The organism is Paenibacillus sp. 37, from assembly GCF_008386395.1.
Classification (GTDB): Bacteria; Bacillota; Bacilli; order Paenibacillales; family Paenibacillaceae; genus Paenibacillus; species Paenibacillus amylolyticus_B.
In genome coordinates this window covers 3,095,711-3,116,235 of the sequence record NZ_CP043761.1, presented here as the reverse complement: position 1 = coordinate 3,116,235, position 20,525 = coordinate 3,095,711, and the positions used below count along the sequence as shown (strand labels likewise).

General features: G+C 47.0%; 10 protein-coding genes and 1 riboswitch. Of the genes, 1 reads left to right on the top strand and 9 read right to left on the bottom strand.

Going from position 1 to position 20,525, the window contains the following annotated elements; translation table 11 throughout:
• Positions 1-67: 67 nt before the first annotated feature.
• The 9 genes from F0220_RS13510 to F0220_RS13470 form a co-directional block, all read right to left on the bottom strand.
• A complete protein-coding gene (locus F0220_RS13510) occupies positions 68-7,576 on the bottom strand; it encodes a fibronectin type III domain-containing protein (RefSeq protein ID WP_149846572.1) in 7,509 nt (2,502 codons plus the stop codon).
• Positions 7,577-7,731: 155 nt separating this feature from the next.
• Positions 7,732-8,754 carry an SDR family oxidoreductase gene (locus tag F0220_RS13505; RefSeq protein WP_105598534.1) on the bottom strand — a complete coding sequence of 341 codons (1,023 nt, stop codon included), beginning with the start codon at positions 8,752-8,754 and terminating at the stop codon, positions 7,732-7,734.
• A 96-nt stretch (positions 8,755-8,850) separates the two neighbouring features.
• Positions 8,851-9,276 carry a cupredoxin domain-containing protein gene (locus F0220_RS13500; protein ID WP_017688751.1) on the bottom strand — a complete coding sequence of 142 codons (426 nt, stop codon included), beginning with the start codon at positions 9,274-9,276 and terminating at the stop codon, positions 8,851-8,853.
• Between the two features lie 205 nt (positions 9,277-9,481).
• On the bottom strand, positions 9,482-10,435 hold the full coding sequence (locus F0220_RS13495) for an EamA family transporter (RefSeq protein WP_105598533.1): 954 nt from the start codon (positions 10,433-10,435) through the stop codon (positions 9,482-9,484).
• A gap of 106 nt (positions 10,436-10,541) precedes the next feature.
• A riboswitch (purine riboswitch) is annotated at positions 10,542-10,652 on the bottom strand.
• Positions 10,653-10,729: 77 nt separating this feature from the next.
• The gene (locus tag F0220_RS13490) at positions 10,730-12,949 is read right to left on the bottom strand and encodes a DEAD/DEAH box helicase (RefSeq protein WP_105598532.1); all 2,220 of its coding nucleotides are present in this window, start codon (positions 12,947-12,949) and stop codon (positions 10,730-10,732) included.
• Positions 12,946-14,289 (bottom strand): ATP-binding protein, encoded by a 1,344-nt coding sequence (locus F0220_RS13485; protein WP_105598531.1) that lies wholly within the window; start codon positions 14,287-14,289, stop codon positions 12,946-12,948. Before F0220_RS13485 ends, F0220_RS13490 begins: the two co-directional genes overlap by 4 nt.
• Positions 14,290-14,295: 6 nt before the next feature.
• Positions 14,296-15,873, bottom strand: coding sequence for a TerB N-terminal domain-containing protein (locus F0220_RS13480; RefSeq protein WP_105598530.1), 1,578 nt, complete (start codon positions 15,871-15,873; stop codon positions 14,296-14,298).
• A 209-nt stretch (positions 15,874-16,082) separates the two neighbouring features.
• On the bottom strand, positions 16,083-18,623 hold the full coding sequence (locus F0220_RS13475) for a diguanylate cyclase domain-containing protein (RefSeq protein ID WP_105598529.1): 2,541 nt from the start codon (positions 18,621-18,623) through the stop codon (positions 16,083-16,085).
• A 74-nt stretch (positions 18,624-18,697) separates the two neighbouring features.
• Positions 18,698-19,294, bottom strand: a complete 597-nt coding sequence (locus F0220_RS13470) for a biliverdin-producing heme oxygenase (RefSeq protein WP_105598528.1) — start codon at positions 19,292-19,294, stop codon at positions 18,698-18,700.
• A gap of 345 nt (positions 19,295-19,639) precedes the next feature.
• Between F0220_RS13470 and F0220_RS13465 the strand changes: the two genes are divergently transcribed.
• Positions 19,640-20,437, top strand: a complete 798-nt coding sequence (locus tag F0220_RS13465; protein ID WP_091016740.1) for a Nif3-like dinuclear metal center hexameric protein — start codon at positions 19,640-19,642, stop codon at positions 20,435-20,437.
• Positions 20,438-20,525: the final 88 nt, after the last annotated feature.

Here is a 20,525-nt window from a genome sequence, read left to right as displayed (position 1 = left end):
AAACCAATCAAGCGGTAATGTCGTTACTGCCGATGATTAAAGTATCACTTGTAAGAATCAATTCAATCTAGATATGATGATCGAACGCTGACGCTTTCTCCACTTGATCTGTATGCTTCTCATTCATAACTTGAATCAGCTTATTTAAACGGAAGATCAGCGCTGCAGCTTCGGATCTGCTTAAGTGCTGCATGGGACGGAAGCTGCCGTCTTCATATCCGGTAATCATGTACAAACCTGCAAGCTCCTGCACTTCTTCTTTGGCCCAATCAGATACATCAGTCTGGTCGGTAAACGCTCTTGGGGAAGTCAGCGGTTCCGGTCTGATCTTACGAACCACATTGGCTATGATCTTGGATGCCTGTTCACGTGTTACCAGCGCATACGGAGCGAACTTACCGTTTCCCATACCTTGAACCATCTCATGGTGAACGGCTGCCCCAATCTCAGGAGCGAACCAATCCTTAGCACTCACATCCTGAAATCCATGTTGTTGTTCATTAACCGTTGTATCCACACCCATCAGACGTACGATTAATGCGGTAAATTCTGCACGCGTAATCGGACGGCGTGGCTCGAAGCGAGTTTCACTTACACCTTGAATGATATTTTGTTCCGCCAGCCAGGTAATCTGATCCTTATTAAAGGTTTGGCTGATATCAATAAATTTGATATTTTTTTTCGCAGGTAACTCAGGTTGCTCATCAGAAGGTTCAGGTTGTGAACTCACCTCATCGGCTTTTACCGAAGTATCTGCTGGATTTGAAGCTGTACCACTACCGCTCCAGGCGGATGGTGGATACGGAAAAGTCATGGCTGCGGCCCGTTTGCTTTCACTTTTCTCACCTGCCGAATTCTCCGTCCATACAACCACCTCATAATGCTGCTCGGCATTCAGTCCTGTCCATACATAACTGCGCTGTGTACCACGGTAGATCTCACGATCTTTATGGGTGATTACAATCACCTCATTCATTGAATCCAGTTCCCAAGTTAGCTTAATCGTATTAGTGCCTTGCGCTACGGCTGCTACTGTCAGATCTTCGGAAGGCAACGTCTCGAATTCCGGAACCTGGAGCGCATCTCCCTCTCCTGCCTCATTATATGGAATGATTGCAAAGTCAGTATAACGCTCGGCACTGTTCAATTCAGTCACATGTATGGATGTCTCCGTTGTTGTTCCCACAAGCTCTTCATTTCGATAGACTCGATAACCCGCAGCACCAGGAATCAGTTCCCATACGATGTCTGCACCATGCGTTGAACGCCCCTCTATTACAGGAGGTGAGGCAGCACTACCGGGCAAAGTCATTGCATGAAGGTAATAACCACCATCACTACTGCCCGAAGCATTCATGGTCTTGACCGTATAGCTGTAGTTCACGCCCGGTTCAAGTTCCTTGTCGTCATAGAACATTTCGTCAGCAGGAACACGAGCAACCTCCACACCGTCACGCTCAATGATGAACTGCTCGGCACCTTCAACCCGGCTCTGTTCCAATAGAAGACGAATGTGGTCCTTCACCGAATGATACTCCACTTTGGCAGGCGCTGCTGGCTTGGTCAGGACAGAATACGCCTTCATCTCCGATACATCTCCCTGATCATTCTCTGTGTAAATTTCAATCGGGTACTGCTTGCCTGCATCCAGTTGATCAACGATAAACTCTTTTTGCTTGCCACGGTATACTTCTGTACCATCCAGCAATACAACGAATGTTTCGTTCCCATAAGGGAAGTCCCATTCCAATTTGGCATGGTCTGTCTCCGGGTATATCTTCATTTCCAGTGAATCAACATGAGGCAAGGTATAAAAAGGAGTCACGGTCATTGGGCTTCCTGAACCAGCCGTATTATAAGGAATAATCTGTACCTGATCATATCGGGTTGCACTCTCCAGATGAGTTAATCTCACCTCGGTAATATCCCCTTCTTCAATAGTGGTGAACATCTGATCTCCGATCCATATGGTATATCCCTCAGCACCTTGTACCTTTGGCCAAGAGATTAATCCCTCTTTTTCCCCAATTATACTTGCATGTAAAGGTTCAGTAATGGTCGCAGGCAACGTTCGCACGTGAACTTCGAAACCAGAATCACTCTCACCCGTTGCATTCGATGTTTTGATGGTGTACAGGTAACGCTCTCCTGGTGTCAGACCATGATCTTCAAATGAATTTTGATCTGCCGGAACCTTAGCGACTTCAACGTCATCCCGCATGATGATGAATTGCTCTGCTCCCCGTGTAGAGCTTCCAGTCAGATCCAGCACCGCAGTCTGATCTGTGATGTGTGTTATGCCTGCCGTCTGAGGGGATATAGGTTTCGTTAAAACCTGAATCTGAATAGACTCTGACCGATGACCCTCTTCATTAATCGCGATGAGTTCGAGTTCATACGCTGTACCATCCAGCATACTATTGAGATGTACAGACGGTTCAGACACGCTCTGCACATCTCCCGTTACCCGATTGCGAATCTCATAGGCAGCCGCTCCCTTAACAACTTCCCAAGCCAGATCCACCTTATGTGTTTCAGCGTTCACTGTGATCCCTTCTGCAACCAATGGCAAAGTTTGAGTCATTATACTGAAAGTAAGCGGAGCACTCGTTCCACTCGCATTGACTGCCCGAATCACATAAGTGTATTTCGTTCCTGGCGACAGATCCTTGTCCACGAATTGGGTTTCAGTTGAATCCATTTGAGCAATCTCTCTCCCATCCCGTTCAATGACGTACTGATCTGCCCCTTGGACACCTGTGTTGCTGAAATCCAGACCAAGGCTGTTTTTGGCCACATCATATACGGCAACCTTAGCGGGTTTCTCAGGCAAAGTCAGCAGCGATACATCTGTCGCTTCAGAACGAGTCCCCTGTCTGTTGACCGCCCATAGTTGATAATGATGCCACGTTCCATCCTGGAGCCCTGTAATCGTGGCTTCATTCTCAATTCCCCTATAGATCTCTTTGCCCTTCTGCTCAATCACATATTCAGCGGCGCCTTCCACGACCGACCAGGAAACTTTTGCCCGATGTACTGCTGGGTCTGCAATTATCTCGTCAGGCGACACAGGTTTGGACAATCGGATGAGCTGCGCTGTCTCACCCGAACCCGAAGTATTCACAGCCTGAACTTCCAACATGTATTCTGTACCTGGCAACAATTCATCAGCCGTGTAGGCCAGTCCTGTTGTTCTGCCCACTTCTATGCCATTGATTTTCACAATATAGAGATTCGCCGTATCTACAGCTTGCCATGCAAGCCCCATACTTGTTTCACCAGTCCATGTGACATTCAGTCCTTCCGGCCTGCCAGGTAGCGTAAGAATTGTACTACGGGTGGATGCACCGTACCCGGCAGCATTGCCCGCCTTTACTTCATAGGTATACTCACGACTGCTTGACAGATGGTGAACTGACAGTTGTGTATCTGATATCTCATGGCTCTGTCCATTGATGACCACCTCATATTTCATTGCCCCAACTACAGGCTCCCAGCTCAAGATCGCTCCCTGTTCAGTTACTTGAACAACATGAAGTCCCGACGGACTCTCGGGTAGCGTTGTTCCTGACACCGAACTGCGCATACCTTGTCCACTTTCGTTCACTGCTTGTACATCCAGTTGATAAGATGTTCCTGAACTCAGTCCCGCAAAGACCCATTCTTGGGTTCCAGCAGGAACCGTTCCCGACTTCTCTCCATTCAACAATAACTCATAACGATCGGCTCCTCGTACTGCTTCCCAATTCAGACGAAGGCTCGCTGTAGAAGCATCTGATACCTGTAAGCCGGACACCTGTCCAGGTAACGTCTTGAGCAAGGGTAATCCTGCCAACGGTCCTGTTCCTGTCTCATTTCCGGCAATTAACGTATAGCTGTACTCCGTTCCGCTATCCAGACCCGAGTCCAGATACTCCGTCTGTTCTCCTTCATATATGGCTGTTCCATCACGCGAAAGACCATAATACGTTGCAGAAGTCACTGTCTCCCATGTTAATGAAATATCATGCTCCCGAATTTGAACAGCCATGAATTCACCGGGCACTGCCGGCAGTGTGAGAAATCCGGTTCTACTACTACCGCCTGCCCCACTTTCATTCATTGCCGTGACCGAGATGTTATGCATGGTTCCTGGGACGAGGTTACTGATATAGGGTAGGTTGGCAGGGTCAGATACTGTCTGATCAAACACGGTGGAGCCGTCCAAAGTAGCAGCGATGATGCGGTAAGCATCTGCTCCCCTTACTGAATCAAATTGAATTTCGGCCAAATTGGGCTGGAAATCTACTTTTCGAACGTGCAACGTTCCGGGAGCTGCCGGGATCGTTAATACTTGAGCGCTTACTGCATCACTTACTCCGGTGTGGTTTCTCACTCTAACTTCATATTCATAGACCTGACCACCGCTTAGGGAGTGATCGATTATACTGTGGTTAGGATAATCCAGTGTCCATGACTGTCCTGTCGTTTTATTCGTTATCTCATACTGATATCCATCGGTATATCTTTCCCCCGTTGGCAAATCCACTGTAAGTTCAGCTGATGTCTCCGCGATCTGTGTCATTCTCACATGTTTCGGCTGCTCGGGCTTGCGTTGAACATGGTAAGGTGATGATGTTGTCTCATATGTATTGCCTGCTCTGTCCATGGTTTTGGCATGGATGTACCATATGCCTTCCGATTCGATGGATATTTTATGCTCGTCAGAGCGTGCCTCAAGCCAATGATCCGGTGATTCTGCACTGTTCGTAATTTGATAAAATCGTTCCAGTTCCTGAATGCCTGAGTGATCGTCGGCATACTGAATGGTAGTGGACATATCCATGTCTGTCCAGTCATGTCCGTTCGGTGAAAATGTAATGGTTGGCGCCATCTGATCCACATAGGCGATTCGACTGACCTCCTTGCTTACATTGCCAACGGTATCCCTTGCTCTGGCCCGAATGGTAGTAGCCCCGTTTGTACTTACTGTACCCATATTTCCTGCCATATACGGACCGTCATTCATGCTGTATTCATAGGATATCGCTCGTTCATCCACACTACCAGCAATCGTAAATTGTACATGTTCGTTACTCCATCCAGCAGAACTTAAACTAATTATCGGTTCGGTTGGCGCTGTCGTGTCGATTCTAACCTTTGCCTGAGCAAGCGTGCTTATATTGCCTACATGGTCAAGTGAGCGTGCATATACGATCGTTTCTCCCTCATCGGTAACCTTCACTTCGCCCATGTAATCGATCCAGGGACCTTTTTCGCTCAGTCGATATTGGCTCTTGGCAAGCCCGCTGCCTGCATCTTCACCACTGGTTATTGCAAAAGTTACATCCTGATTCGTCCAATTCTCTTCACTTAACCTTATCGTTGGTTGCTCAGGCCCAGTCTTGTCGATTTTGGCTGTTGCCGAAGTGGAAGCACTGACATTGGCAGCCCGATCAACACCTCGTGCATAAATCTCGGTTATCCCTTCTTCACTGAGTGTAAAAGGGGTCCTGTAGTCGATCCATTCTCCCTCGCTTCCTAGCTTATACTGTGTCAGACCAATGCCGCTTGCTGCGTCCGTACCCTCTGTTAATGTCACAATTACTGCCGCTTTTGTCCATTCGGGCGGATTCAACGAGATGACAGGTGGCGTTGGTGCTGTCCGATCTACCCTGGCTGTCACAGCCGTTTCCTGTCCTGTATTACCAAATGCATCCATACTGCGTGCCATAACCGTTGTGTTGCCTTCGCTGCTTACGGTAAACGCAGCACTGTATTCACGCCATTCTCCTGCCAGACCGACTTTCACTTCAGTCTTTTGAGTTCCGCTCAAGGCATCTTTTCCCTCTTCAACCGTGACTAGAACATCTTCCTTGGTCCATGAGGATGGCGTGAGTGTAACAGAAGGAGCAGTTGGGCCCGTCGTATCTTTCATCATCTCTCCAGCGGATATAAATGGGGTCTGTATCCCTTCTCCATTCAGTGCCGCAACAAATACTTCATATTTTCCATCCGCGAGTCCAGTCAGGGTAAACGTTGTACGAGTGGAAGTTGTTGTTCCCGTTGCGAGAACTTGCCCACCTGGACTGCGTATTTCGGTTTTGTACTGAGTGCCGTCAGGATTGCTATTATTACTCCAGCTCGCTGTGACAGAGTTGCCTGATTGTGTCACAGCCGCCGCAGCAGGTGGATTAGCCAGTGTATACTTGGAAGCTGGACTGGAGTAACCCGTGTAGGAACCACTTGAATTTTTGGCCCGTACGGCAAAAGAATAACTGGTATTCGGAGTGAGCCCTGTCACTTGCCGACTGTTTGACATACCTGTATCCACGATCTGGTTCGTCGTCATATTCTTCAGTTCATAGGTAACGGATGCATCATTCGCCTTCTTATCCCAATTTACCGTCAAGTTATTAGAATTAACCAATGAATATGTCGGCGTTCCGGGCACAACAAAACTTCTTACCGTAAAGTTAACGGTTCCTGCGGAGGACACCCCACCTTTGTCATCCATGACCCATACTTGCAATGTGTGTGTGCCATCTGGCAGGGTATCAGGCAATGTGTAATTGGTGTTGAAAGACTGATTTGAACCCGTTGCGGTCATCTGGGTAAGAATGTTCTCGGACCCACCATCAATGGACCATTTCACGGTCAACAGGTCGCCTACATCCGTATCTCGCGTTGTACCAGAGATCTGAAGTTGCTCGCCTTTGTAATAGGTTTGTCCCGAAGAGGGTGCTGTTAAGGTAAATGAAGGTGGAGCATTTTTGGGGCCAATCCCCACAATGGTTGAAAATTTACGTGAAGCCTGATTCGCTGTTGTCTTGGCGTCCCACCAAAATTGTGCAGCTGTATCACTCGCCGTAACGGTCTGGCCTGGAGTGAACGCTGAAGGTGAAGACCCTCCTGTGAGTTGGGCGCTGTCTGGGCTGCTGTACTGACCCATATATATGCGATCTGCATTCACAACATTGTACGTATTTGCATAAAAAGCCGTGACCTGAACACCCCCGCTGTAATTGCGCCATCCATTCTCAATGACTTCAAATGGAGAAGCATCATTGCCATTCACCATCGTATCCCAATAAAATGTTCCACCCAAATTTAGTGCCGTTCCACTTCGGTTAATAGCTTCCAGTTCAACCTTCATGTACCCACCTTGTGAGGTAGCATTAACGATAGAAACACGCAAAATATATTCCACATTGTCCTTTTGCCGGGACATTTCAATCACATTATTGTTAATTCGGTAATAATTCAAAGGCAATGTTTTGAAGTTCACGGGTGATCCATTATGGTCGATAATGGTAGATACATTCCCTGTATCACCACCATAAAATACATTTGTGTTTGGTAGTAATACAATTCTGTATTTGCCATCACTGTTCATCTCTACTTTCACCTTGGATGACTGTACAGCCTTCATGCTGGACGTGTCGGATACAATCCCGATTGTTTCAACCGTTTCAGCCATTACCATCGTTGCGCCCCATTCAAGCAGCAGGGCTTGAGGTGATAATAATGCAAATGCCAGTACCACTTTGGTTAACTGTTTCACTTGTTTTTTCACACGTTTTCCTGATTTCTTCAACGTCTACTCTCCTTTTTGGCACACAAAAAAAAGGAGGCACCCCAACAAAGGAACGATGTCCTAAGTTGGGGTGCCTCCCCTAACAAGTGTCATTTTTTCTTGATTATAACGATTAAGAGCATGAATGTAAACACTTGATCATGAACGCTTACTTCTCATTTCTCATCTCTGATCTTTAATAACGCTTCGTCCAATGCGCCAACGACCTTGTCACACCATGCATCAAATTCCGGATCTTCGGTCTGTAACTCAGGATGCTCCAGAATGTGCTCAATCGTACTTCGAATGCCCTGATCAGCTCTTGTCGTTGCTACAAATTCCGGAACAAGCCGTTTCAGCTTACTGTTGTCAAACACAACGGTATTGGCTTTGTCCCCCAGCAAACCGCCGCGAAGATCCTGGTCACTACATGCTGCCAAGAACTCGGAAGGTACATGTACCGCATGAAGCTTAACTCCCAACACGCCGGCAATAATCTCATGAATCTGATTCCAGGTGACAGATTCATCTGAGGTGATATGTACCGATTCACCAATGGCATGGATATTTCCCATAAGCCCGATAAACCCTTTGGCAAAATCAGTATTGTGCGTAATGGTCCACAGTGAGGTACCATCTCCATGGATGATAACGGGTTTACCTTCACGTATGCGTTTGAGAACCTGCCAGCTGCCTTGAGCACCATGAACACCGAGAGGTACCGATTTGTCGCCATACGTATGACTCGGACGCACGATGGTCACTGGAAATCCGTGCTCGCGGTATTGTTTCATCAGATAGTCTTCACAGTCAATCTTGTTGCGCGAATACTCCCAGAATGGATTCGATAATGGCGTTCCTTCCGTGATTCGGTAATCTGCCAGAGGTGTCTGATACGCTGATGCTGAACTTATAAAAATAAACTGCTTGGTTTTATCCTTGAACAAACGGTAATCTCGCTCCAATTGAGACGGTACAAAAGCGATAAAATCCGCCACAACATCAAATTCCAGATCAGCAATCAGTTCCGCTACACGTGCCTCGTCATTAATATCCGCTTGAAGTACGTTGACCTCACTAGGTAAGTCATCGTTATGATTGCCTCGATTAATCAAATACAGTTCACAGCCTTGCTGTGCAAGCATCTCCGTAATGGCCGTACTGATGGTGCCTGTCCCTCCAATAAATAGCGCTTTCATTTCGCCACCTCCTGATCGATTTTACCCACTTTCCCATGATATCACGCACCAAAAAAAGGAGCAAAGCTCGGTAACCCGAAACCATGCTCCTTCTGCTTATACGACCTTAATCGTTGCATATATCATGTACATGCCGCAATGGATCTCATATTCTCCCTTGGGCAGATCTTTGTCGACCGTATAATAATTGGGTCCCTTTTGCATGTATAGATCCATGCCAAGCTTTTGTGATCCCACTGATTTCACATGTGTCACCGACCGGGTCAGAATAAAGTTGATTTTGGTCGGTACACCAGCTTTCACCTCGATAACGTCTGGTCCAAAACCATCGTTGCTCACGTCCACATCAATGACTTCATATCCCTTCAAATCCTCCGGAGTCTCGGCTTGTGCTGTTACCGCACTTCCCGATCCTGGGGATACGTCTTTGCCCATAAAATAAACCAAAAATGATCCAAGCAATACAACAACGGTCAGACCCAGCGTTAACCAAGGCCATGTTTTTCCAAACCAGCTTTTCATATAAACACTCCTCATTCGATGTCCCATCCATATTCAATCCACAGACGGATTTATTCTTTAAGCATACCTGATTCGCGTGACAATGAAAATGACCCCTCTGGGCTATTGCGATTGAGCCATATTACTTCAATAAAAAAAGCCTGATTTCTCAGGCTTATCTACGGGTATTCCCGTTCATACTTCGCAATATCCCTTTTTGTATAACTCAGGAATATATCGGTGTATTCCGACTTCGTCTCATACGTAATTTATACAACTCTGGCAGGGCTACACCAATGAGTACAATGATAACTCCGAACCATTGCAATCCGCTGACATGCTCATGGAGCACGATTGAGGATAACAAAACTGCAATTGGAAGCTCCACTGCACCCAAGATTCCGGCCATGTCACCACCAATATGCGGAACGCCGATAGCAAACAGTACGGGTGGAATGAATGCCCCGAAGAATCCAAGTAACAATCCAAATACAAGCAACTGGCTCCAGATCAATCCGTTAAAGAGGAATGTCGGCGGGAACAAAATGCACAGAAGGATCAATCCGCCTGTAACCATCCACGCACTGCGGAAGGCTGGATGCGCTGAAGGAACCGCTTTGCCGCTGAACAAGACAAACAGGGAATAACTTACGGCTGCCATTAGTCCAAGCGTAATACCCAGACCGTTAAACTCACCCAATCCTTGTTCCAGGAAACCCGCTGCCAGCAAGGTTCCACCAAACAGAATGATCAACGTCAGGAACGTGACTTTGTCTGGACGTTGACGTTTGCTTATCGCCTGAATCAATACGCTAATCCATGTGAACTGGAACAACAGGATAATGGCAAGTGAAGCCGGGATATAACGCAAAGACTGATAATACACGAGCCCTGTAATTACCGTTGGTGTTCCAGCAGCCATCAATAACAGACGTTGTTTCCACGACAACCGCTTGAATACCTGTGCCACGGCTCCTGATGTTTTGCCATTTGCCTGTGACTTACGTTTTGTTCTAAATCTTGTGTATAGCGCCAGCATCCAGGATAGAAGAAAGCCCGTAATCAGCTGTGCTCCCACAACCTCTCCAAGTTTATATCCTTCGCCGTACGCCAGAACCACAATCGTGGATAATATGCCATAGCTCATCGCTCCCGCGAGAACGGACAGATAATATTTCATTGTGAATAAACCTCCTGATGATAAGAAAAATACGCCCGCATGTTGGTTCATGCCAAGGTCACAGACACCATCTAAATGCAAAAAATCCTAACTACGAGCAAGGAATACATTGATTCCTTGGCATCGTAGTTAGGAAGTATAGGCTTCCCGTAGAGACCCTCGCCCTGTGTACACTTTCGGCCTGCGAGGTTATACGAAATGATATATGCAATTTGATGTATTTCGTGTGTGACGACTTTTCATATATTACATGGGAGGTGAGATGGTGTCAACCCTATTCCGCATAAAAAAACGTCAGGTTCGATTAGAGCCTGAGGAGTCCCACTCCAATGTTTGCTGTAAACCTGTCTTCAATCCATCCAGATCCAGCCCATCCACGGCAAAAGCCTCACGGATCAAAGGCGGCGCGACAAATTCATCATACTTGCCCAGATAAGGAGCTTCATCTTCAGCCAGTAACGCAGATGCGTCTTCAGCCGTCCGACACTCACTCATGATCTCGGCTAATAATGTTCGTTCATCGACCTTGCCGGACACCACAAAATAATATGGCTCCATCGGCACAACGGACCGCAAGGCAAGTTTCTTGGACAGATTATGCTTCATCAGGCGCTCCAATGTACGGAATGATTTACTTCCCACCCAAGGAAGAACATACATCGAATCTCCCCCTGCCGGAATGACAACCTGCTTCAACAGTCCACTTTCACGAGCTAAGCGGCGCGCCCGTTCAAGTCGATTGACGGCTTGTGGTGACAGGTAAGGATAGATCACTGAGTCGGACAACACTTCACGCATTTTCTGTACCACCGACGTATGAATATCTCCTCCCGCTCCAAGCCATAACGTATCTACCTTACCTTTTGCAGACTTCACATACACAGCCTTGTGCTTGTGATCGACCTCTTCCACCTTCCACAGTTTGCCTGCGAGCGAGAAGCAATAGCCAGGTGGGGGCACGGTTGTAATCGAACCAATCTCTTCTGAGCCGTTTAATACTTTATGTTCCTCATCGTCTTTAAACACGGCGTAGAAGCGATAATTGTTCACGATTTTCTCACCTGTCAGACCGATAATCAATGTTCGATCCTCTGTCCATTGCAGATGATCCGTCTCAATGAGGTAATTCAGGAAAGCCTGATATTGATCAGGTCTAATCAACGCAAATGGGGCCAGCGACAGGATGGCTTCTGCAAGATCTCTCGGCTCCGCCTCCCCCATACTTTTCAGCATGCTCATCGTTTGATGGTAGAGCACACCTATGGGCATTTTGCGGGCTTCAAGCGGCTCGACCCACTTCGTTTTTACATATAGTTCGATAACAGCAATCGCACGCATCAACGTCCACGGCATACGTGCTGGCAATTGCGCTTCCTCATCCTCTTCCTCCGGACATACAAAAAGCATCTCTGATGCCATGTCCTCTCGTCTCCCTGAACGTCCCAGACGCTGTACAAAGCTGGAAGCACTATACGGTGCACCGAGCTGAACCACACGTTCCAGTTCACCCAGATCGATACCCAGTTCGAGCGTGACCGTTGCCGCAGCAACCGCGGGGCCTGCTCCAGTACGGAGGGCGGCTTCCGTTTCCTCCCTCAGCATGGCGGAGATACTTCCATGATGCACATGGAACACATCACGCTCTTGCCTGCGAGCAGCGACCCGCCGCATCTCAAGAATAGTGACCTCAGCGTCCGTACGGCTGTTGGTGAAGATCAACGCTTTTTTACGATGTGTGCTCTCATAGATGAAGTCGTAGTAAGCTTTGCGTGCGTTATGAAGCTGCTCCGCCTGCTCTTCATCCTGGGCATCTGGAAAAGAGAAATGTTCCACCCGCAGTCGCAGCTTGCGACCACCTGGAGAAGAGACCACATCCACTCCCTGCTGTGTTCCGGCAGCAAGCCAAGATGTAGCCGCATCATAGTCACTAAGCGTAGCGGACAAGCCCACTCTTCGCGGTGCACAATCAGCCATACGCTCGATTCTGGCAAGCTCGCTGAGTACTTGAATGCCCCGATCCGCTCCCATGAAAGCATGCACCTCATCGATGATGACATAGCGCAGATCATGAAACAGCGCCGGGATCGCATTCGGTCGATTCATGAGCAGACCTTCCAGCGATTCTGGCGTAATCTGAAGCACACCGGACGGATTTTTCATCAGTTTTGTTTTCTCCGCCTGAGGCACATCCCCATGCCAGTGCCAAACCGGAATATTTCCTTCGGTTAACAGATCCTTAAGACGTTCAAATTGGTCGTTAATCAGGGCTTTCAGAGGTCCAATGTACAAAATGCCCACTGATTTGGAAGGCCGTTCATGCAGCTCGGTCAATGCAGGAAAAAAAGCCGCCTCCGTTTTGCCGGAGGCCGTGCCTGCCGCAATCAGCATATGATGCGGGGTATGAAAACAGATATTGCAGGCCTCGATCTGAGCAGGCCGAAGCGATTCCCATCTTTTTTTATAAATAAATTCCTGCACGAATGGCGCCAGCCGATAGAATGGATTATCACTCATAATTCAAACTCCGCCAGAAAGTCGTCCAGATCATCCGAATTTGCGGAAGCATCCGCCCCTTTGCCCGTTTCCTGAGGTTTGACAGCCCGTTCACCAAGTAATTGATTATAAGTCACTTCAGGATTCTGGTGGAGCGTATGCAGTACATCCATAAAGTCTCGTACCACTTCACGCGTGGTCAGCAATTCATCCGCCCCCAGTCGGTTCACCGCCGTTTGCATAAAATCAACCAATTGTTCATCCGTAAGACTTGCACTATATCCAAAATGCAAGGCATGAATCTGTCGCAGCTTCTGGAGCAGAATCAGAATCTCTTCATGCGATAACATCGCCAGCTTCAGGATCGGACCTGTGTAATTCGCATACGCTTTGGTTGCATAACGACCCTCAATAAGCCTAGAGCGAAGCGCTTCATAGCTGTATAGTCCGCGCCGTTCATCCTCCACAAATTGCGGCGTACCACCTACAAATATACCCAGGTGCTCTGCCTTGCCCTGCATCGTATCATTGAACATGGTCAGCAATTTCTCATAGTTGCTTTGACGGGAGACACTGTTTGTAATTTTGTACAGATTCACCGCTTCATCAATGAACAACAGCAATCCTTTGTAACCAATGCGCGCTGTGAATTCAGACCATAATTTGAAGTAGTCATACCAGTTGTCATCGTCAATGATAACGCCAACAGCCAGTTCTTTTTTCGCTTCCGTTTTGGTTGCAAATTCTCCTCGAAGCCAGCGAAGGGCCGCCTGTTTGCGATCATCATCAGCCAGCTTGTATCCGTTCCAGTATGACGCCAGTACTTTAGCAAAATCAAAGCCGTGAACCAGATTCTGCATCTCCCCCGTCACCGCATAAATCTGTTTCTCTACCTCAAGCGGCAGAGCGGGATCATCCGGGCGCAAGTTCTGACTCTGCATCGTGGATTGTTGCAACCCTGCGATCCATTTTTGCAAAATCGGCTCCAACGCTCCCCCATCCGGACGTGTGCGTGTAGACAGACGAGTCATCAGTTCGCGGTATGTCGCAAGTCCCTGACCTTTGGTACCGACCAATCGTCGCTCTGGCGACAGATCGGCATCTGCCACAACAAAATCCCGGTCCATCGCATAGTTACGAATCATCTGCAAAAGAAAACTTTTACCGCTACCGTAACGGCCGGTAATGAGTTTGAACGCTGCGCCACCCTCCGCAATATTGTCCATATCTCGCAAAATGGCTTCCACTTCCGATTTCCGGCCAACTGCAATCTGTTCCAGTCCTATACGCGGGACAACACCCGCCGTTAATGAATTTACAAGTGCGGTGGTCAGCCGCTTCGGTATTTTAAGTTCTGTCACTGCGTATCACCTCTTCACATGTTCGAACACATCTATATAATCAGGAACAATCCGATCACCATCAATCAGAAGATCACCGATCGTTTCCATAGCTACATCATTAATTTCATCCAGCAAAAGCGTAGGCATCGTTCCATATTGCTCAGCCAGACGCATCAGCTCCGTATCTGGACTTGCGCCAAGTAGAACATGAATCGTCTGCACCTGCTGAGGGGAGAGTTCCTTGGCAAAGATCAGCCATTCTTCATCCAGATCAGCCTCAGCAGACTCGCCCCACTGCAACCTAATAGATTCTACTTGCGCTCCTGTTGCAATCTCTACTGCAGATGGAGCTGGCCCCATGGGACCTTCAGTTGAAGTGATCTCATTCCTTGTTTCCAGTGCATCTACTCGATTGCTTGTAATATCTGCGTTGTTAACCTCGTCATCCTTCACTTCAGAAGGGTGATCATTCTCAATTGTAAGCGCCAATCGCACGTACTCACTTTCCTGCTGTAACGATGCCAGTTTCTCCGTATCAATACGGATCACCGGTTGCTCCACAGCCTCAGCCTGCTCGGTCGCGTATGCTTTGTCCAGGTATCGTTCAATCAGATTCGCAAGTTCGGGCTCTAATGTTTGTCCACGCAATCGTCCTCTGAATCCGAGCAGTTCACGAAGTTTATTTTCAGTACATCGATAGATCCGCGTAACCATCTGTACAAATTCAGCCTGTTCACCAATGGGCATATATCTGAATGATACCGATCTTCCATAGATCGAATCATCATAGACCGCTTTGCGAAACAGTATGCGCTCCACCGTGCGTTCATCATTGGGTTGAAACACTGGCAACAGTCCAACTTCTCGCGTACGTTCCAGGTACGAATGAACCAAGGCCGTGACCCGTGGAATATACTGCTCCATCACTTCTTTACCGCCATCTCTATAGAACTTACTGAGTGTAATATCGTAATCATAGTATCTTTGCAGCATATTCAGCGAAATATCCGATACCTTATCCTGCAGAATACGTTGCAGCTCCCTATCCAACATCTCTGCTGGCAGATAACCGCCCGAAAGGCCCATGACCTCGGATAAAAACATGTCCAGTTGATGGACCAGCACATAATCGACCATCCACTCTTGCATATATATATTTAATTGAGGAAGCCGTTCACGGTAGTTCACCCATAGCTGCTTTAATTGATCATAACCATCCTGAGCATTCTGCCAGCCAATGCCGTTAATCAACTCATATATATGAACAAATAGATAGGACAGATCAGTATCCGGGTACCTCCCCTGACGAACTTCCTTCCTCCAAAACATATACCACTTGCGTTGGGTTTCGTTCATTACACCATACGTTGGCCAGTAGCTCATAAATGGAACCCAGGGAGATACATCTCCTTCCATCTCTGACCATTGCTTTGCTTCCTCTACAAAACGTTTCTCCGAGGACAATATGACTCCACGATGCTGCATCGTATCATGTGCAGACTGCACAATGGTTGAACGATCAGGAACCGGAACTGATGCTGTTACGGGTTCTTCGCTCAGATCTATCTCCATGAATTCCAATTGTCTAGAGTTGTCTTTCATAGAACGTTATCTCACCCTCCTCCAAGGCAGAATACGAACACGTGTATCCATAGGGATCATTATAACACTAGTGCTGTGTCTGCGGTGATGAAATTAACACATTATTAAAACCAAAAAAGAGAGCAGTTCTGCTCTCTTTTGGTTCATATTCATATGATATTGATCATACAGGTGTATTCCTTTCAGCAGTAAGGGTACCTTCCCTAAAATCAGACAACGATCGCTCGATTCTTCCCTTCACTCTTCGCTTGGGCCAGCGCTTGAGTAGCTTTTTCAATCAGTTCGGATACACTTGACTGCTCATCAGGTACCAGTACTGCACCCCCGACACTAACCGTGACGATTCCACTCGGACCCGATGATTCTCGCTGGATCTGCAGAGCCAGAACATGTTGTCTAATCTCTTCCGCAAGCTGTGCTGAATCTTCAGAAGTTGTGCTCTTCATTTTCAACATGAATGTACCTCCGCGAAGACGGGAAATTAGTGCATTGTGCTGCTCACTGACCACAGTAAGTACCTCACCGATCCATTGCAGACACAGATCTCCTCCCTGAAGTCCGTATGCCGCGTTATATGAACGGAAATCATCGATATCTATAATGAGCAACCCCAGACTGCATTTCTCCTCCAAACAATCATCCCAGTCATCCTGAAGCTGAGACTTGAATACCGTTTGAATTGGCATATCTGTTAACGGATCTGTGTTCAAGTAATTTTGCAGCTGGCTCGTCGTTTCAGTGTAATTGTCCTGTTCATGATGGGACGCTCCACTGTGCAGAAGTACCATTACGGAAGGCTTACCCGCGTGCGTAACAGAAGCAAGTGTAATTTCAAGCAACAATGAGGTACCTGCTGCTGTAGTGAAATACGACTGGCTGGTAATCAAACTTGTATTATTGTGCTTTAATTCCTCAAAATTCTGTTGTAATGTGACTCTTGTTTGCTCAGGTACAAACGCCCTGAAGTCCTTGCCCATCAGGTCTTTGGAACTCTCGAACCCGAGCAACTCGGCAGCCTTCGTATTACAGTAGATAATCTGACCGTCAGTCAAAGTAAAGAATGCCACGGGCGAGTAATCCATTAACTGCAAATAACGCTGTTCATTTTGTCGCAAAATACGAGCATTCTGCAGGGCCTGTTCTTCGGCCTGAACCAACTGGTTCTCCGTCTGCCGACGTACAATGGTTTTGAGTAAAGGTAACACGCTCAGCTCTTTCGTAGCCCATGGATATGAAGTTGACTTTACAACCTCACGCCATTTCTCGAATGATTTACGAGGAGACAACCGCATGCCGTCATCCGTCTTGAGCACCGCTTTGGCAGGGTCACCCGCCCAATCGACAACCTGGACGACCTCAGGTCGGAACCAGATCATGTAGTTATGCTGTCCAGGCGAAATGGCAACATAAATAACCCCGGAAGCCTTATCCGGATAAGCTTTGGCTGTTTCATACTCTGAACTCAGTTTCGAAGTATAGTAACTGTAATCCTCAGACTTTCCTGCAAGCCAACCTGCCAGTTCCCGAATCTGGCCGCTGGTTGGCGTTTCACCATACAACAACAACTTGTCCTGGTAACAGATTGCTGCTCCGGCAGCCCCCATCAGGTTTAACACCGTCTCTTCTTCTCCCTGCAATTCCTCAAGCACTCGGGCAGGACTTGTGTTACCGATAAAAATGTTGGCAATTCGTGAAGCGGCTTCACGTGATTGAATCTCTGATTGATAATCATCGAGTTGCTGACGCTGGAACAATTCATTCGAGAAGAATGCCCCCAGGAAATTGCACAGATTCCGTACGCGATGGGGTACATATCTGGCCGAATAATGATGGCATGTGATGAGTCCCCACAGCTCATTGTTATGAATGAGCGAGATCGTTACGGTCGCACCTACACCCATATTATGCAGATATTCGATGTGAAGTGGAGATACACTGCGCAGGACCGAAAGACTCAAATTCAGCGGCTTGCCAGTGAGCGGTTGTAGCGTAGGCACAATCTCGACGGGTTTATAATTTACATTTACAATAGTCCGCAGCCAATTGCGAAGATACAACTCTCGAGCCTGTTTGGGTATATCCGATGCCGGATAGTGATGTCCCAGGAATGGTTCGAGTTCTTGTTCACGCGCTTCAGCAATAACTTTACCATTCCATTGCTCGTCAAATTCATAGATCATTACCCGGTCGTAACCGAGCATTTCCTTGACCTGTTCAGCTGCAATCTGACTTGCCTCCACGCGACTGTCTGTACTTTTCATCCGGCCAAAGAAACGGGATATCCACTCAAAGTCGGTAGTCTCCATGTCCTCTTTTTCATAAAAAGGCTCAATCTCCAGAATGAGCAGACCTTCACTCTCATGAAGAACAGAAGAGAATACCCGTTCCTCACCGGATACCTTAATGGTTAGATCCATGTAATGCAGGTCAGAGGTGACATCCGCATTGAAGCTGCTACCCAACAGTTTGCTTACTTCTTTCTGGCCAATCAGGTTCTCCAAAGGCATGCCCAGAATATCTTCACAGGCAATGCCCAGATGGTCCTCCGTATTTTGGCTACACTGAACAATGGTTGGCATAATACTGGTATTGATGGCCAAAAGAACACCATGAGGTTGAATAAAGCCGGGGATATGAATCGGTTCTTTATCACAGTTATTCAGATCTATTGGATCATTTGTGTATGTTCCCTGATGAAGCAATGTGCGGTTCAACAAATTTTGTTCTTTCTTGGACTTCGGTTCGGCCATGGCCAGGAAAATCCCCTCTCATGATGTTATATAAGTGGAAATGATTAGTTCAACTTATATAGATTTCTTTTAAATTACTTGTCCGTATTAATCCATTGATCCAGCAGTCGGAATGTCTCTGATGCACTGTGTACCATGTTGTCATGATCTTCTGGCGTGCTGATGGACTGCTGCAGCAAACCCGTAAACTCGCTCCATCTTGTTCTTGTCTCTGAGCCGTAGGCATTGAAATATTCCAAACCACGATCTGCTTCAATGGGCAGGAACTGCGACAAACGTTTGGTCATGATCTGTCCACCGTTCGTGGACCCCTCAATGACATACAGGTATCCAAACAAACGGGCAGGTGTCGAAATATCCGGCAGTTCTTTACAGCGCGGAAGTTGGCTAACTTCCTCTTCACATGCACCCAGATTTCGTAAATCTTTTTCCAAGAGTTCAGCCTTGCCTCTAATCTCAATATCCAGTCCCGTACTTTCCCAGAAAGGCTGCTGTACAGCCTGGTCTTCCAGCGGTTTGAGGAATCCATAAAACTTTTCTAGATATGTTCTATATTCTTCTATAGTCACAGTTTGATTCATAATGGCTTTTGCATAAGGGTTCTGTTCTACTTGTCTGTGGTAATGAGCTGTCTCGCTCTTCAGACGTTCCATAATAGTTGTTGCTGTCATCGTAGTAATCCCCTTTCACAATCTGTTCTGTTGTTGCCAATGAGTGCTTATCCTCAACTGAATCTCAGTATATATTGAAATAAAAACTGTGTTCGTTGCAAACAGCTCATTTCATGCAATAAAGACTCTATGTAAGTATACTTATTCTTGTTTGAGAAAACTATACGAATCCAAGATCAGTACCAAGTTAACACTTTTCTCCGTTGTTATCTTAACTCGCTGTAATCTGTATGTTTAGTATTAACCGAAAACCATAAAAGTGACCCCATAATCTGGATGGCAGTAGATTTCAGTTGTGAACATGTTACACTATTTTTATATCTTGTCATTGGAGGAATACAATCTATGGATCTTACTGTTCAAGACGTTGTACTTCATCTCACAGATAACATTGAATTGCCGGAAAACACGGTGGATCAGCTCATTACCGGCTCACTTGATTGTAAGGTCACAGGTATTGTCATCGCTTTTATGCCCACACAATATGTGATTGAACAAGCCATACAGCAAGGTGCTAACTTAATCATTGCGCATGAATCTCCATTTTATAATCATCACAGTCATACGGATTGGCTTGCAACTGATTTGGTTTATACGGACAAAAGGAAGTTGATCGACGAAGCAGGCATCTCCATCTATCGATGTCATGATATCATCCACCGCTTCCAACCGGATGGCATTACCGAAGGACTGATTCAGGCCTTGGGATGGTCCTCTTATGTGGAGCAACGAATACCGGAAGCAGACATCCTTTCTTTTCCGGAAGGAAGCACTGCCCAAGCTATTGCTCACCATGTGAAACGTTGCCTAGGGATCGATTATGTCCGCGTTGCAGGCAATCCGGAAATAGTCTGTAGACGCGCAGCGGTATTGGTAGGTTTTCGTGGTAATGGACATGTGACGATTCCCTTGATTCAGAATGAGCAATTGGACCTCATCATTGCTGGGGAAGGATTCGAGTGGGAGACACCGGAATATATCCGTGATGCCGTACAACAAGGCAAGTCCAAGGCACTGATCATGTTGGGGCATGCTGAGAGCGAGGCTCCGGGAATGAATCTATTGGCAGACAGGTTGGCAGAACGGTTTCCCGAATTGTCTGTTCGTTTTGTAGGCGAGAAGCCTGTGTACACTGTGATCTAATAGGATCATTGATTTGTACGGAGTGGATTTTCTAGCTGATTACATTGCATCTAATCTCATTGCCTGTCCTACCCTGGAGCTTTGGATA